This is a genomic window from Mesorhizobium sp. M2A.F.Ca.ET.037.01.1.1 (assembly GCF_003998075.1).
Lineage (GTDB): Bacteria > Pseudomonadota > Alphaproteobacteria > Rhizobiales > Rhizobiaceae > Mesorhizobium.
Genome location: NZ_RZSA01000041.1, coordinates 1 through 13,804 on the forward strand (window position 1 = coordinate 1; position 13,804 = coordinate 13,804).

The 13,804-nt window shown below is 62.7% G+C and carries 16 protein-coding genes and 1 pseudogene; 10 read left to right on the top strand and 7 right to left on the bottom strand.

All coding sequences use genetic code 11. The features are described from left to right. Nucleotides 1-132: pseudogene (locus EOA27_RS03915) on the top strand (IS481 family transposase); the annotation flags it as partial. Here EOA27_RS03915 and EOA27_RS03920 read toward each other — a convergent pair. The 3 genes from EOA27_RS03920 to hemA all read right to left on the bottom strand — a co-directional run bounded on the left by EOA27_RS03920 (nucleotide 129) and on the right by hemA (nucleotide 2,627). Beyond that, the gene (locus EOA27_RS03920) at nucleotides 129-830 is read right to left on the bottom strand and encodes a phosphoribosyltransferase (RefSeq protein ID WP_126079248.1); all 702 of its coding nucleotides are present in this window, start codon (nucleotides 828-830) and stop codon (nucleotides 129-131) included. The pseudogene EOA27_RS03915 and the gene EOA27_RS03920 overlap by 4 nt on opposite strands. A gap of 2 nt (nucleotides 831-832) precedes the next feature. Continuing rightward, nucleotides 833-1,201 carry a DUF2267 domain-containing protein gene (locus EOA27_RS03925; RefSeq protein ID WP_245467253.1) on the bottom strand — a complete coding sequence of 123 codons (369 nt, stop codon included), beginning with the start codon at nucleotides 1,199-1,201 and terminating at the stop codon, nucleotides 833-835. 148 nt (nucleotides 1,202-1,349) lie between these two features. After that, nucleotides 1,350-2,627: a 5-aminolevulinate synthase gene (hemA, locus tag EOA27_RS03930; protein WP_127255514.1), complete on the bottom strand. Its 1,278-nt coding sequence runs from the start codon at nucleotides 2,625-2,627 to the stop codon at nucleotides 1,350-1,352. Between the two features lie 41 nt (nucleotides 2,628-2,668). Here hemA and EOA27_RS03935 point away from each other — a divergent pair, with 41 nt between their 5' ends. Beyond that, on the top strand, nucleotides 2,669-3,040 hold the full coding sequence (locus EOA27_RS03935; protein ID WP_126079245.1) for a hypothetical protein: 372 nt from the start codon (nucleotides 2,669-2,671) through the stop codon (nucleotides 3,038-3,040). A gap of 68 nt (nucleotides 3,041-3,108) precedes the next feature. Here EOA27_RS03935 and EOA27_RS03940 read toward each other — a convergent pair whose 3' ends face one another. Further along, nucleotides 3,109-3,645 (bottom strand): Hsp20/alpha crystallin family protein, encoded by a 537-nt coding sequence (locus tag EOA27_RS03940; RefSeq protein WP_126079244.1) that lies wholly within the window; start codon nucleotides 3,643-3,645, stop codon nucleotides 3,109-3,111. A 393-nt stretch (nucleotides 3,646-4,038) separates the two neighbouring features. Here EOA27_RS03940 and EOA27_RS03945 point away from each other — a divergent pair, with 393 nt between their 5' ends. After that, on the top strand, nucleotides 4,039-4,254 hold the full coding sequence (locus EOA27_RS03945) for a hypothetical protein (protein WP_126079243.1): 216 nt from the start codon (nucleotides 4,039-4,041) through the stop codon (nucleotides 4,252-4,254). A gap of 79 nt (nucleotides 4,255-4,333) precedes the next feature. Here EOA27_RS03945 and fixJ read toward each other — a convergent pair whose 3' ends face one another. Continuing rightward, entirely contained in the window at nucleotides 4,334-4,945 is a 612-nt protein-coding gene (gene fixJ / locus EOA27_RS03950; RefSeq protein WP_126062679.1) for a response regulator FixJ, read from the bottom strand. After that, nucleotides 4,938-6,422: a PAS domain-containing sensor histidine kinase gene (locus EOA27_RS03955; protein ID WP_126079242.1), complete on the bottom strand. Its 1,485-nt coding sequence runs from the start codon at nucleotides 6,420-6,422 to the stop codon at nucleotides 4,938-4,940. The genes fixJ and EOA27_RS03955 overlap by 8 nt, the downstream gene beginning before the upstream one ends. Nucleotides 6,423-6,677: 255 nt before the next feature. On the opposite strand from EOA27_RS03955, the gene EOA27_RS03960 reads away from it, so the two are divergent. The 7 genes from EOA27_RS03960 to EOA27_RS40315 all read left to right on the top strand — a co-directional run bounded on the left by EOA27_RS03960 (nucleotide 6,678) and on the right by EOA27_RS40315 (nucleotide 13,410). Next, nucleotides 6,678-7,487 (top strand): universal stress protein, encoded by an 810-nt coding sequence (locus EOA27_RS03960; protein WP_126083549.1) that lies wholly within the window; start codon nucleotides 6,678-6,680, stop codon nucleotides 7,485-7,487. A gap of 34 nt (nucleotides 7,488-7,521) precedes the next feature. Next, nucleotides 7,522-10,176, top strand: a complete 2,655-nt coding sequence (gene mgtA, locus EOA27_RS03965) for a magnesium-translocating P-type ATPase (protein ID WP_245467252.1) — start codon at nucleotides 7,522-7,524, stop codon at nucleotides 10,174-10,176. Nucleotides 10,177-10,383: 207 nt separating this feature from the next. After that, on the top strand, nucleotides 10,384-10,707 hold the full coding sequence (locus EOA27_RS03970; RefSeq protein WP_189343251.1) for a PepSY domain-containing protein: 324 nt from the start codon (nucleotides 10,384-10,386) through the stop codon (nucleotides 10,705-10,707). Then, on the top strand, nucleotides 10,704-11,369 hold the full coding sequence (locus EOA27_RS03975; RefSeq protein WP_126079239.1) for a response regulator transcription factor: 666 nt from the start codon (nucleotides 10,704-10,706) through the stop codon (nucleotides 11,367-11,369). The genes EOA27_RS03970 and EOA27_RS03975 overlap by 4 nt, the downstream gene beginning before the upstream one ends. Then, complete coding sequence (locus EOA27_RS03980; RefSeq protein ID WP_126079238.1) at nucleotides 11,369-12,709, top strand: HAMP domain-containing sensor histidine kinase; 1,341 nt, start codon at nucleotides 11,369-11,371, stop codon at nucleotides 12,707-12,709. The genes EOA27_RS03975 and EOA27_RS03980 overlap by 1 nt, the downstream gene beginning before the upstream one ends. Nucleotides 12,710-12,822: 113 nt before the next feature. Then, the gene (locus EOA27_RS03985) at nucleotides 12,823-13,083 is read left to right on the top strand and encodes a DUF6455 family protein (RefSeq protein WP_126079237.1); all 261 of its coding nucleotides are present in this window, start codon (nucleotides 12,823-12,825) and stop codon (nucleotides 13,081-13,083) included. A gap of 114 nt (nucleotides 13,084-13,197) precedes the next feature. Next, on the top strand, nucleotides 13,198-13,410 hold the full coding sequence (locus EOA27_RS40315) for a hypothetical protein (protein WP_127250423.1): 213 nt from the start codon (nucleotides 13,198-13,200) through the stop codon (nucleotides 13,408-13,410). 27 nt (nucleotides 13,411-13,437) lie between these two features. Here the strand turns inward: EOA27_RS40315 and EOA27_RS03995 are convergent. Further along, nucleotides 13,438-13,804 (bottom strand): BON domain-containing protein (locus EOA27_RS03995; RefSeq protein ID WP_127255516.1); only part of this gene is annotated, 367 nt, incomplete at its 5' end.

A 13,804-nucleotide genomic window follows, 5' to 3' on the forward strand; every position in this document is an offset into this window, starting at 1 on the left:
CACCGCGCCGCAGAGTTGCCGGTCTGGCTGCACAGATACAATTGGCACCGTCCCCACGGGAGCCTAAAGTCCAAAACACCTATCAGTCGCCTCGCTCTAACCGAGGACAACCTGTTGAGGCTCCACACCTAGCTATCGGTCTCGCGCCGCGATCTTTTCGCGGTGTGCTGGCCGGAGCGCCTTCTTTCGTCGGCATTTCCGCGGGCGAGGGCCATGATATCCAGAACCTCGTTGTCGGAGAGCTGCGGGAAGTTGCCGTAATAATAGCTCAGCGCCCGAAAACGTGCAGGCTGATTGAGGCAGATCAAATCCGCTTCCTGCGAGAGCTCGTCCGCGGTGTCCACCGGCGCCACGGGAAGAGCGACGATGATCTTGCGCGGCGAACGTCGCTTCAACGCGCGAATGGCGACCTTCATCGTCGTTCCGGTCGCCGCCCCGTCGTCAACGACGATCACCGTTTTGCCCGCCACCGACAGGGGCAGGTCTTTCCCACGATATACCGCCCGTCGCCGTTCCAGTTCGGGGCGCTCCTGCGCGATCAGGACACGAAGCGCGCCGTCATCGAGGGCGTATGCCTCCACGATTTCCCGGTTGAGAACGACGTCGGGAGGCTCGCCGTCCACGATGGCGGCCACGGCCAGTTCCGGATTGCCCGGCGCTCCGACCTTTCGAACGATCACGAGGTCCAGCGGCGCCTTGAGGGCCTTGGCTACCTCGGCAGCCACAGGGACGCCGCCTCGCGGCAAGGCGAGCACAATCGGGTCCTTCAGCTGAAGCAGGTCCAGCGATGCTCCGAGCTTCTGCCCCGCCTCCTGGCGATCGCGAAACATCGTCATTCCTCCGGCCACAGGTGGCGCAGTGACTTCTTCATCGAGTTTCGGACCTGGACGATCTCACCGTGGGAAATATGCCGGTCGAGAAGCCTGAACACCGCTACGATCGCCTTGTCGGTGTCGACCTCCGGCTCGTAGCCAAAGCTGTTGCGGACGCAAATGACGAAGTCGCTCTTTTTGCGTTCCCACGTCGGTTCGGCCGGGTTCCACCCTTCGAAATAGATGCCTCTGATCAGCGTCGGCAACTGGGCCGACAGGTCGGCCATTTCCTCCGGCGAAAGCCAGTCGCGCAAGGTATGCAGGACCGCTTTCAGCAGGCGAAATGCGCTTTGCTCATTCCAATCCAGGTCCCTGGCAAGCTCGTTCACCCATTGCTGCGTCTGCTCGGCGGCATGTGTGATCGAAGTGTGTGAAACTGCGTGTGTCATCCTCCTCATCCTTCGACTGTTTTGGTTCTCCCTAGCTGCCCTTGCTGGGAACGGCGCATCGCTCCGGACAAGTTCAACGTCCCGGATTTCAGCCGCCTGCCTTGTTCACCAGCAGCGGGATGATCCGATCGGTCTTGGCGACGGCGGGGCGGCCTGAGCCGGCATAGGGGATGCCGAGCGCATCCCAGGTCTCGACCAGCGCATCCTGCAATTCGGCGATCAGCGCGTCGGAGTGGAACGGCGTCGGCGTGATGCGCAGCCGCTCGGTGCCGCGCGGCACCGTCGGATAGTTGATCGGCTGGATATAGATGCCGTGCACGCCAAGCAGCCGGTCGCTCGCCATCTTGCAGAGCTCGGGATCGCCGACCAGCACCGGCACGATATGGGTGGCCGATTCCATCACCGGCAGGCCCGCCACGGCAAGCACCTGCTTGGTGCGCGCCGCCTGGCGCTGCTGCGCGTCGCGCTCGGCCTGCGAGCGCTTCAGGTGGCGGATCGAGGTGGTGGCGGCGGCCGCGATCGCCGGCGGCAGCGCGGTGGTGAAGATGAAGCCCGGCGCATAGGAGCGCACCGCGTCAATCACCGCACTGGTGCCGGTGATGTAGCCGCCCAGCGTGCCGAAGGCCTTGGCCAGCGTTCCCTCGATGATGTCGATGCGGTCGGCAAGGCCCTCGCGTTCGGTGATGCCGCCGCCGCGCGGTCCGTACATGCCCACCGCATGCACCTCGTCGATATAGGTCATGGCGTTGTAGCGCTCGGCCAGCTCGACGATCTCTCTGATCGGCGCGATGTCGCCGTCCATCGAATAGACGCTCTCGAACACGATCAGCTTGGCGCGCTCGCGCCCCGCCGCCTGCAGCAGGCTTTCCAGATGCGCGACGTCGTTGTGGCGAAAGATCTTCTTTTCTGCGCCGGAGCGGCGCACGCCTTCGATCATCGAGGCATGGTTGAGCTCGTCGGAGAGCACCAGGCAGTTGGGCAAAAGCCGGGCGATGGTCGAGATCGAGGCCTCGTTGGAGACGAAGCCGGAGGTGAAGACGAGCCCTGCCTCCTTGTCATGCAGGTCGGCGAGCTCCCGCTCCAGCTCGACCAGCGGGTTGGAGGTGCCGGAGATGTTGCGGGTGCCGCCGGCGCCCGAGCCCATCTTGCCGGCCGCGGTCTGGAAGGCGGCGATCACATCCTCGTTCTGGCCCATGCCGAGATAGTCGTTGGAGCACCAGACGGTGATTTCCTGGGCGCGGCCGTTGGAACGCCAGATGGCGCGCGGGAACTTGCCCACCATGCGCTCAAGGTCGGCGAAGACGCGGTAGCGCCGCTCCGCGTGGAGCTGGTCGATCGCATCCTCGAAGAACCGCTGGTAATTCATGTCGAGCTCCTGTGCAGCCGAAATCCGTGTTGGGTAGCGCGTTGACCTACCTGGCCGACACCATACGAGGCATGCGAGGACCTCACTTTGAGCTATGTCAATTCCGGGATGCCTCCGGCGGTCGAGACAATGCGACTGGAGGTGGCTTCAGCCCGCGGGCTTGTGTTTCACAAAAAAAAGTGGATGACCGCGATATTTGGAGTAGGAATGATGAACAGCCTGCATTGAGGGTAGTCGTGGACCGGTTCATTGCACGGGCTAATATTGCCCATTTCGAAGACTTGCTTGCCGCGGAAACCGACCCGCAGAAGCGGCGGGTGATCGAGAACCTGCTTGCACGCGAGAGGCAGAAGCTCGAAATCGCGGAGCATCAAGCCGAGGCCGCAGGGAAACCTTCGGATCCAGAGAAATGAGGCCTGGTTGCGGGGAAGGCTCCTCAGTGCACCGGCCCGATGCACTGAGGAAATGATCATCCGTGGTTTCAGGCAGCCTTGACGGTGATCTTCTTCTCGGCCTTCTGCGCTTCGGCCGTCTTCGGCAGCTTTACAGTCAGAATGCCCTTGGTGAAACTGGCGTCGATCTTGTCGGCGTTTACACCTTCGGGCAGCCGGAACGAGCGCTGGAAGGAGCCGTAGCGGCGCTCCGAGAGATAGTAGTCCTTCTCCTTTTCCTCTTTTTCTTCCTTCTTCTCGCCCTTGATCGTCAGCACGTTGTTGGCGAGCTTTATGTCGACGTTCTTTTCGTCGATGCCCGGCAGTTCGGCCGTGATCTCATACGCATCGGCCTTTTCCACCAAGTCCATCGCCGGCGCCACCGGCCACTCGCCGCGCAACTTCGCGGGGAAGTCCCTGCCGAACAGCGAACGGGTAGCGGGCAAGTGGAAATCGAAGGGATGAAAGTCATCGAAAAGCCGGTCGATTTCGCGTCGCAGGCTCTCGAAAGGCCCCGCCCAGTTATCCGATCGGGCGGGAACGTTCTTCTCGGTTCTCACGGGCAGTTTGGTAGCGGCTTCAGCCATGGCTTTTCTCCTCAAAGGTGGATTGGGCAACAAGTACCGCCGCCTCCGCTCTTTCACCGCAGGTCTTCCAGCACGCGCCAGACAGAGGTCGGCGGACCTGCTCGACAGGCATCCTCGCTGAACTGACCCATCCGCTTCGCGACGTCCGCGTTTGACACGGGGTCGATGCGACCGCACTGCAATTCATGCGCGACCTGTCGAGACCGGCATCAAAGCACCGGTATGAGCAGCCATCGTTGATCCGCGTCAAACAAGCCGCAAGAAGGAACGATTGGGGTCAAAGAGCCCGAACCAGGCTCGTTCGATGGACGCCGGATCGCGCCAAGAGGCCTCCTGGCCGGAAAATCTGACTCAAATCAAAGCGCGGAGCGAATCTTCGATCACACTGGCCGAATGTGGAATCCGATCGCAAGCGCGCCACCCGGCCGCAACCTCGAACTGGCCGTCATCGACGACGATGGCGTGCACGCGCTCGTGTTCCCTTGCGAGAAGGCGCCGGTGGGCTGGAAGAATGTCGCGACCGGGGCGCGGGTCGACATCCGTCCGACCCACTGGCGTGTCTGGAATCCGGAGGAGCACCAGCTTGGCTTCCTGCAGATTCCGCACTGATGCGCGCCCTCTGGGGTGTAGCTTTTCAGGGCGGCATGCAGCGGAAGCAAGGACTTGAACCGCGTCGCTTCAATCCGCTTCAGCTCTTCGGATCGGCGATCAAGGCCATGCGCACCAGATGCGAGAGGCTGCTGGCGCCCATCTTGCTCATGACATTGGCGCGATGGATTTCAACGGTCCGCGGACTGATCCCGAGATCATAGGCAATCGTCTTGTTCGGTAGTCCCGAAACAAGGCCGTCGAGCACCTGGCGCTCCCGCTCCGACAGCGTCGCAAGGTTCTTTCGAATTCCGGCTGATTGCGGGTGCGCCGCGATCGGCTGGCTGCGGTGGTCCAGGGCGGAACGAATGGCATCGATCAGCACCTGATCGTCGAATGGCTTCTCGATGAAATCGGCAGCGCCCTCCTTCATCGCCTGCACGGCGAGGGCCACGTCGGCATGACCTGTCATCACGATCACCGGCGCATTCAGGCCGCGCGCCTTCAGCTGCCGCAGGAACTCGATGCCGTCAATGCCGGGCATACGCACATCGGTGACGATGCAGCCGTCGATCTCCTTCGGTTCCGGTGCCAGGAATGCGGTCGCCGACTCATGGAGGCGCACGGCAAAGTCGGCTGTCGCAAGAAGAAAACCCAGCGACTTGCGAACATCGACGTCATCATCGACGACATGAACGACATCATTAGCCACGGGCAACCTCGTCCTTCTCTACGGCACGCAAGGTGAACCGAAATGCCGTTCCTCCGCCGGGCATCGACTCGGCCCAAATATGACCACCATGCGACTCGACGATAGTGCGACAAATGGACAGACCCACTCCCATTCCCTGCTTCTTGGTAGTGACGAAAGGCTGGAAAAGCTGGGCAGAAACCTCGGGCGCCAGCCCCGGGCCGGTGTCGATCACGCCGATCTCCACCATCGCGTCATGTCGCGCCTTGGTCACGACGTGCAATTCGCGGCGGGGCGCGCCTTGCATGGCCTCCACGGCGTTTCTCATCAGGTTCAGCAATACCTGCTCGATCTGGATTCGGTCGGTCAAGACCAGTTCGGCCGACGGATCGAGATCGTAACTGACACGTACATCCGCTTCCCTGGCGCCGACCAGGGCCAGCGAGGAAGCATCCTCGATGAGCGCCGACAGGCGTTCCACCTGGCGCTCGCTTTCGCCCCTGGCGACAAAATCCCTGAGACGGCGGATGACGTCGCCGGCGCGCAACGCCTGTTCGGCGGCCCTCTCCACGGCTTCCCGCAACATTGTGGCATTCTCGTCCTTGCTCTTTTCGAGGAGACGGCGGCTACCCTTGAGATAGTTCGTGATCGCCGTCAGGGGCTGGTTAATCTCATGCGCCAATGTGGAGGCCATTTCGCCAAGGGCGGTGAAACGCGCCATGTGAAGCAACTCCTGCTGCTGTTCCTGCATCCTGGCTTCCGTCCTGTGGCGCTCCGTCAGGTCGCGGCAGAAGCCGGTGAAGAAGCGCCCTGTTCCCGGATGCATTTCGCCGACGGAGAGTTCCATCGGAAAGGTCGATCCGTCCTTGCGCATCCCGGTTACCGTTCGGCCGAGCCCGATAATGCGGCGTTCTCCCGTTGTCAGGTATCGCTGCAGGTATGTGTCGTGCTCCTCCCGGTATGGCGAGGGCATCAGCATCTTGACGTTTCGTCCGATGACCTCGCCGGCCTGGTAGCCGAACAATATCTCGGCCGCCGTGCTGAAGGATTGGATGTTGGCGCCTTCGTCGATGACGATCATCGCATCGGGTACTGTCGCCAGGATCGAACGTAGGTGATCCTCGCGCAGCTGCAGCGCGGCGTTGGCGAATGACAGATCGCTGACGTCGGTGCCCTGAATGAAGATTGCGGTGATCTGGCCATCCCTCGCCCTGACGGGCTGGTAGACGAAATCGAGGATACGCTCCTCCGCAAGGCCGGTTTCATCGTTGCGCAGGATGATCTTGGCGCTGCGGCCGACGTAAGGCTCGCCGGTTTCGCAGACGCGATCGAGCAATTCGAAGAATCCCTGACCCTCGAGCTCGGGCAAGGCCCCGCGAAACGACTTGCCGATAACCTGCCGCTGGCCGATCAAGTGCTGAAACGCGGCATTGGTCAGCTGAAAGACGTGGTCCGGCTCGCTGAGCAAGGCTATGAAGCCCGGAGCCTGGTCGAACATCAGGGCGAGAAGCTCGTGTTCCGGCAAGATATCGAGGGCGGCCAGCGGCGATGGCTTGGCTGCTTCTGGCCGGCCTTGTTCCGTCTTGCTCACGAGCGGTCTCCGGATCGAGAAACAGCAGCGGCCGACGATTTAGCACGCATCATTCCGCCCGCCAAACAGCGGCGCCGCTGTGACGATTTGATCTGTATCAAGGCGCCCCAAGCTCGCACAATGCAAGTGACAGACATTCCGCGTTCGGAGCGAGGTGCCTGCATGTCCTATAAAACGATAATCGTCAATCTGGCCGTTGATACAGACCCCGCGCCGGTCGTGAAGCTGGCGGTGGAACTGGCGCAGCGCTTCGATGCCCACCTCGTCGGCCTTGCCGCCGCGGACGTCCCGCCTTTGGTGTCCACGGGAGAGGGCCTGGTCTACGAAGGCGAGGTCATGCAGGTCCAGCGCACCGAGATCGAGAAGCGCCTTGCCGAATTGCGCGATATCTTCGAGAAGCTCGTCCCTGGCTCGGTCAGCAGCGAATGGACGCAATACATTTGCGGCCCGACCCGCGCTCTCGGCCTTGCGGCCCGCTCGGCCGATCTCATCGTGACCGCCGAGGGCGGGGAGGATGTCTTCCGTGCCGTCGACGTCGGTAGCCTCGTGCTTGGCGCCGGTCGCCCCGTGCTGGTCACGGCGGGCAATGCCGAGCATCTACTGGGCAAGACCGTCCTTGTCGCCTGGAAGGACAGCCGGGAAGCGCGAAGGGCCTTGTCCGATTCCTTGCCGTTTCTGGCGAAAGCCAACGAAGTGGTCGTCGCCACGATGGAAACCGAGTCCGGGGAAGATGTGCGAAACAGCATCGCCGACGTCGCGGTTTTTCTGGAGCAGCATGGCATCATGGCGCGAACCGAAGTGATCCCCGGCGACGCGGATGGCGACAGGCTGGCGGCGTTTGCGCGGTCAATCCACGCCGATCTGATCGTCTCCGGCGCCTATGGTCACAGCCGGCTGCGGGAATGGGCCTTCGGCGGCGTCACACGCACGCTCATCGGCGAGAGCAATATCAATCGCCTGTTGTCGAACTGATCGGTCGGCCATGGTGACCGGTGGAGCCGATCCGATGGAACGGGCGGCGGTCCGGCCCGCCGAACCGCAGTCGACCGGCCGTGCGCCCGACATCGCCAAGCAGGCCTACTGGTCGCTTGAAGCCGATCGGCTGGTCGGACAACTGGAGACCTCCACTTCCGGACTGCTGAGCGCGGATGCGGCGGCCCGGCTTGCCAAATTCGGACGAAACGCCCTGGTGCCTCGGTCGAACCGATCGGCGTTGGCTGTGCTCGCGCGTCAGTTTCGCAGCCCGCTGGTCCTGATCCTGGTCTTCGCCGCCGCCGTGTCGGTGTTCGTCGGCGAAGGTCATGAAGCAGCAATCATCGGCGCGATTGTGCTCGCCAGCTGTATCCTCAGCTTCACCCAGGAATATGGCGCCTCTCGTGCCATGGAGGCGCTGCAGCAGCGCATCTCCCGCAAGGCCACCGTGCTTCGGGACAGCTTCGAACGGACTGTCGATGTCGAGAACATCGTTCCTGGCGACGTCGTCTGCTTGTCGGCGGGAAATCTCATCCCCGTCGATGGCGTCGTCCTGGAGTCGCGGGATTTCAACGTCAGCGAATCCGTTCTGACCGGCGAAACCTTTCCCGTCGTGAAATCCGCCGGCCGCTCCGCGCCCGAAGCCGGTATCGCGCAACGGACCAACTCCGTGTTCACCGGCACCTCGGTTCGCAGCGGAACGGCAAAGGTGCTTGCCGTCGCCACGGGAGCGCGGACCGAGTTCGCGGCGATCGCCGAAGCCTTGGAGCGGCGGATCCCGGAAACCGAGTTCGCCCGAGGCATCAGAATGTTCGGATATCTGATGACCGAGATCATGCTTGCGATCGTCATCATGGTGTTCTTCGCCAATGTGATGCTCAACCGGCCACTGATCGAATCTCTTTTGTTTTCGCTTGCCCTCGCTGTCGGCCTGACGCCTGAACTGCTTCCCGCGATCATCAGCGTCACCCTGGCCAAAGGCGCGCGCACGATGGCCGCCAGCGGCGTCATCGTGCGTCGCCTCGACGCGATCGAGAATCTCGGCAGCATGGACCTGCTGTGCACCGACAAGACAGGAACGCTGACGGAGGGCGTCATTCACCTCGATGGATCGTTCGATGTCGAGGGCACCGCTTCGAAGGACGTCCTGCTTTGGGCGCTGCTGAACGCGACCTTGCAGACAGGGCTGAAGAATCCCCTGGACGAGGCAATTGCGAGTGCGCCGCATGACCACGAGGATCTGTCCGGTTTCACCAAGATCGACGAGATCCCTTACGATTTTGTCCGCAAGCGGTTGTCCGTCGCCGCGCGGGACAGCTCTCGCGAACAGATCCTCATCACCAAGGGAGCAGTCCAGAATGTCGTCGAGGCGTGTGGCTTCGTTCAAGGTCCGCACGGCTTGACACCCCTTGGCGCGGCGGAGCGCCAGGCGATCGACGAGAGATTCAGGCGCTGGAGCGCGCAAGGATATCGCGTTCTCGGCCTGGCGATCCGGAGATTTCAGGACAAGGCTGGCTTCAGCCGTGACGACGAAACCGGAATGGCCTTCGCCGGCTTCCTGCTCTTTCTCGATCCCCCGAAAGAGGGGGTGCGGAAAACGCTGTCGGCGCTTACTGACCGCGGCATTGGCGTAAAGGTGATTTCCGGCGACAACCGCTATGTCGCCGCGCACCTGGCCGAGGCTGTGGGCCTCCGGTCCGCCAGGATCATGACCGGCGAAGACCTGTCGAAACTGACGAAGAATGGGCTTCTCGCCAGTGTGCGCCATACCGATCTCTTCGTGGAGATCGATCCGAACCAGAAGGAGCGGATTGTCGAGGCGCTGCGCCGGAGCGGCCACGTCGTCGGCTATCTTGGCGACGGCATCAACGACGCGCCGGCGCTTCACGAAGCAGATATCGGCATCTCGGTCGATACCGCCGTGGATGTCGCGCGCGAGGCTGCGGACATCATCTTGCTGAAGCGCGACCTGGGTGTGCTGGTGCGGGGTGTCGATGACGGCCGAAAGACCTTCGCCAACACGATGAAATACATCTCCATCACGACCAGCGCCAATTTCGGCAACATGATCAGCATGGCGGCGGCCTCGCTCTACCTGCCGTTCCTGCCGCTGCTGGCAAAGCAGATCCTGCTGAACAATTTCCTCTCCGACATCCCGGCTCTGGCGATCGCGGGTGACAATGTCGATGCCGAACAGGTGCGCAGGCCGCGTCACTGGGACATCCGTTTCGTCAGGCGTTTCATGGTGAGCTTCGGGCTGGTGAGCTCCCTGTTCGACTTTGCGACCTTCGCTTTCCTTCTTCTGGCCGTTCACGCCACGGCCACCACGTTTCAGACCGCATGGTTCGTGGAATCCGTGCTCACCGAACTTGCCATTGTGCTCGTCGTGCGGACCCACAAAAGGCTGTGGCGCAGCCGTCCCAGCCATTTGCTCGCGGGCCTGACCCTCGGCGTCGGCATTATCTCCATCGCCATCCCCTTTGCCCCGTTTGCAAGCTGGTTCGGATTTGTGCCCCTGGCAGGACCGGTGCTGGCCGGGCTGCTCGCGATCACCGCGCTCTATGTGCTTGTGTCGGAAATGACCAAAAGCTGGCTCTTCGCCCATGGCAGCCGCGGCAAGCGCAGACGAAAAGCGGTTGGTCCACATCTGGATCGAGCCGCGACCAGACCGGGCCGCGCCGCGGGTTAAGCTCGGGGAGGCAGCTCGATGACCGCCGCTGGGCGCCACTCGCACCGGTCTAGAAGTGGAAGAGCGCGCTTCCTGTATGGCGGCGGATCGAGGTCGAGCATCGAAAAGTCGTCATCGGGCGCGATGGCCATTGATATGCGGCCCTTGCCGCCAGCTGACGATGATTGACAGCGGTTTGACAGCTTCCGCATGCGACAACTCCCTTCCATGAAAACCGTATCGATGAGCCTGGCAGCTCTGGGCGTGGCCGCGCTTGTGATGGCCTTGCCGTCGCCCGTCCGGGCGCAGGATGACGACGATGATCATGATCGGGCGCGCGATCTCCATGAGCGCGGCGAAATCGAGGGTCTTGCCGACATCATGGCCATCGTGCGCGCCAAGGCTCCCGGCAAGATTGTTTCGGTCGATCTCATTCGTGCCGAAGGCAAATGGATCTATCGGTTCCAGGTGGTCGCCGCCGACGGCAGGCGCCGGATCGTTGACGTCGATGCCGGGGTGGGCGGTGTCAAGGGTGATGAAGGCCACAGATGAAGATCCTCGTGGCTGAAGACGAACCGCGCATCGCGGCCGACATCGCGGCGGTCCTGAATGCCTCGGGCATGGCTGTCGACATCGTGGACAATGGTGCAGCGGCCTGGTTTGCGGGCGATGTCGAGAACTACGACGCGGCGATTCTCGACCTCGGCCTGCCGAAGCTCGACGGCCTCACGGTGCTGAAGCGCTGGCGCGCAAATGGCCGTCGCTTTCCCGTCCTCATCCTGACGGCGAGGGGGCTGTGGACCGAGCGCGTCGAAGGGATCAACGCCGGCGCCGACGACTATCTCCCGAAACCTTTTGAAATGGAGGAACTGCTGGCGCGGCCGCGAGCCATCCTGCGCCGCTCGAGCGGGCAGGCAGCACCAGTGCTGAAATCAGGCCCTTTGCTGCTCGACACGCGCCAGATGCGCATCTCGCTTCGCGGCGTTCCGGTGGCGCTTTCGCCGCTCGAATATCGGCTTCTCGCGTTCCTGATGCATCATGCCGGCCGTGTGGTCGCATCAACCGAGCTTGCCGAGCATCTGTACAGTTCCGACAACGAACGCGATCCCAACACAATCGAGGTCATCGTCGCGCGTCTGCGGCGCAAGCTTGGCAGCAAGATCATCGAGACGCGTCGCGGTTTCGGTTACTTTGTCCCCGACGGGCCGGATTGATGCGCAATTCGATCCGTTTCAGGCTCTGGTCGGCAAGGGCGATATCGATCGTCATCGCCCTTGCCATCGCCGGTGTCGGTCTTCGCTATCTGTTCGAACTGAACGTCGAGAGGCGTGTTGTCAGTGAGCTGACGGACGATCTCAACGAACTGATCGCCGCGACGAGCTTCACGGCCGATGGCCGTCTGTTTGTGGCGTCCACGCTGGCCGACCAACGCTTCTCCAATCCGCTGTCCGGCCACTACTGGCAAGTGGAAGACCTGGCCACCCACAGCCTCGTTCGGTCGCGCTCACTGTGGGATGCAACGCTGGCCCTGCCCAAACAGGCAGGCAATGGCGAGTTGCGGAAGGAAGAACTCAAGGGGCCCGGCGGCGAGCTCACCGTCGCCGTCATTCGCACGATCACCGATGCGGACGGGCGGGCCTTTCGCGCCGTGGTGGCGGAAGACCATCGCAATGTGGAAGTTTCCGTTGGCGAGTACGTCCGTGACCTTGCGCCGGCCCTCGTTGTGCTGGCCTCCGCCCTGATGGGAGCTTTCTTCATCCAGATCACCGTCGGCCTGGCGCCGCTGGAAAGCCTGAGGATCGCCGTCAAGAACGTGATCGCGCAGCGGACGGCACGGTTGGACGTGGCCGCGCCGAGCGAAGTGCAGCCACTCGCCGACGAGATCAACCGCCTGCTCGACGCCCAGGAGAAAGCCCTCTCTCGGGCGCGCTCGCGTGCCACCGACCTTGCGCATGGCCTCAAGACGCCGCTGCAGGTCCTGTCCGCCGACATCCGGACCCTGCGCAAGAAGGGCGAAAGCGAGCTTGCCGACGAAATCGAGAAGAGCGCGAGCGCGATTCGCCGTCATGTCGAGCGGGAGTTGGCACGCGCTCGTCTGGCGCCTGGTGTTTCGGGCGATGCCGCTTGCCTTGTCCGTGAGGTGGCGAGTGGCGTGGTCGCGGTCGTCAAGCGCACGCCGAGGGGCAAGCAGCTCTCATTCGTCATCGATGCCGCCGAGGATTTCATCGCGCCCGTCGACGAGGGCGATCTTTCCGAGATTCTCGGCAATCTGGTGGAGAACGCGACGCGTTTCGCAAGCTCCGCGGTTCATGTGAGCGCATCGGCAAGCGCTGGCGAGGTGATCATCAAGGTCGTCGATGATGGGCCGGGCATTCCCGAGGCCGCCCTGCACGCCGCTCTGGTACGTGGCGTTCAGCTCGACAGCAAGGGCGGCGGCAACGGCCTCGGCCTAGCGATCGTTTCGGATATCGTCGAAGCCTATGGCGGCCGTCTCGAAATGGCCAATGCCAACTCCGGTCTGGCGGTGACCATCCACCTGCCATGGCATGCTTGAGCGGCGCCCGTCTGGCGAAGCAATTCCACGAAATGGACAGCGCTCCTTGATCGAGATCAACGTCGCATGCCGCCTGAGATGGCAATGATTTGCCGTCTGAGGAGTGTAGCGAGATGAGCTTTCTCGATTATCTGATGGGCGTTGACGCCAGAATTGCCTTGATGGGACGCATGATGCAGAAAACGGGCGTCGACCGGCAGCTGCGGGTCGTGGCCGATCACGTCGCCGTCACCAATCGCGCCGTGGACCGGTGCCGCTCCTGCGGCCACCAGGACGAATGCGCGGCCTGGCTCGACGAAACCGAGCATGCGGATCACCCGCCGGCCTATTGCCGCAATGGCGACTTGATTGCGCGTTTGCAGTCTATCGGTTGATCGAGCGCCGAGGCCGCGGCCTTGATCGGTTGCCGCCGTGAGCCGCCCTGGCTACCCGGCCGACTAACAGGCGGCTCCTGTGATGCCCTCAACCCGAAGGCGTTCATCTATTGCGTGGCCATCGTGCCGATGGACATCGAGGCGGCCGCGCTGGGCATCGCCTGGATGGCGCTGCTCGTGATCAAGGCACTGACCGGATCGATATGGCTGCTGCTGGGCGGGCGGTTGAGCGGCGGCAAGAGGATGGCCGACGCCATCGCCGGCGCGGCGCTCATTGTCTTTGCGCTGCTGCTGGTTCGCCCCCTGATGCCGTTGTCCGCGATTTGAGTGCGTGCGCCGGAAGCGCGACGGTCTTCAGGAGACAAGCACCACCGAGAATGGCCCGGCGCAAAAGAGCTTGTCCGTGACCTTCTTGACCCCGGCAACGTTCTCGGCCGCAACCACGGCAGCTTTTCGCTGGCGTTCGTCGAAGATGGCGCCGCTCAGCTCAACGTCTCCCTTGTCGACGGTGACGCCGATAAGGTCGCCGCCGACGCTCCAGGACTGCCCCCGCAGCTCGGCAAGAATGTTCCTGCGGATGACCTCGTCGTCGACAGTCGCAGAACCTGATTTGGGCAGAGTGCGGAGCATGATGCGCATCAGATCGGAGCGGCTGACGATGCCGACGATCTTGTCCGCGTCAAGGACAGGCACATTCTTGATGTCGTGGGTTGCCATGAGC

What these genes read in the sequence shown, in the direction of transcription:
- EOA27_RS03920 (WP_126079248.1), bottom strand. Translation starts at nt 830, where the DNA reads ATGTTTCGCGATCGCCAGGAGGCGGGGCAGAAGCTCGGAGCATCGCTG.
- hemA (WP_127255514.1), bottom strand. Translation starts at nt 2,627, where the DNA reads ATGAATTACCAGCGGTTCTTCGAGGATGCGATCGACCAGCTCCACGCG.
- EOA27_RS03940 (WP_126079244.1), bottom strand. Translation starts at nt 3,645, where the DNA reads ATGGCTGAAGCCGCTACCAAACTGCCCGTGAGAACCGAGAAGAACGTT.
- EOA27_RS03945 (WP_126079243.1), top strand. Translation starts at nt 4,039, where the DNA reads ATGTGGAATCCGATCGCAAGCGCGCCACCCGGCCGCAACCTCGAACTG.
- EOA27_RS03955 (WP_126079242.1), bottom strand. Translation starts at nt 6,422, where the DNA reads ATGTTCGACCAGGCTCCGGGCTTCATAGCCTTGCTCAGCGAGCCGGAC.
- EOA27_RS03960 (WP_126083549.1), top strand. Translation starts at nt 6,678, where the DNA reads ATGTCCTATAAAACGATAATCGTCAATCTGGCCGTTGATACAGACCCC.
- mgtA (WP_245467252.1), top strand. Translation starts at nt 7,522, where the DNA reads ATGGAACGGGCGGCGGTCCGGCCCGCCGAACCGCAGTCGACCGGCCGT.
- EOA27_RS03970 (WP_189343251.1), top strand. Translation starts at nt 10,384, where the DNA reads ATGAAAACCGTATCGATGAGCCTGGCAGCTCTGGGCGTGGCCGCGCTT.
- EOA27_RS03975 (WP_126079239.1), top strand. Translation starts at nt 10,704, where the DNA reads ATGAAGATCCTCGTGGCTGAAGACGAACCGCGCATCGCGGCCGACATC.
- EOA27_RS03980 (WP_126079238.1), top strand. Translation starts at nt 11,369, where the DNA reads ATGCGCAATTCGATCCGTTTCAGGCTCTGGTCGGCAAGGGCGATATCG.
- EOA27_RS03985 (WP_126079237.1), top strand. Translation starts at nt 12,823, where the DNA reads ATGAGCTTTCTCGATTATCTGATGGGCGTTGACGCCAGAATTGCCTTG.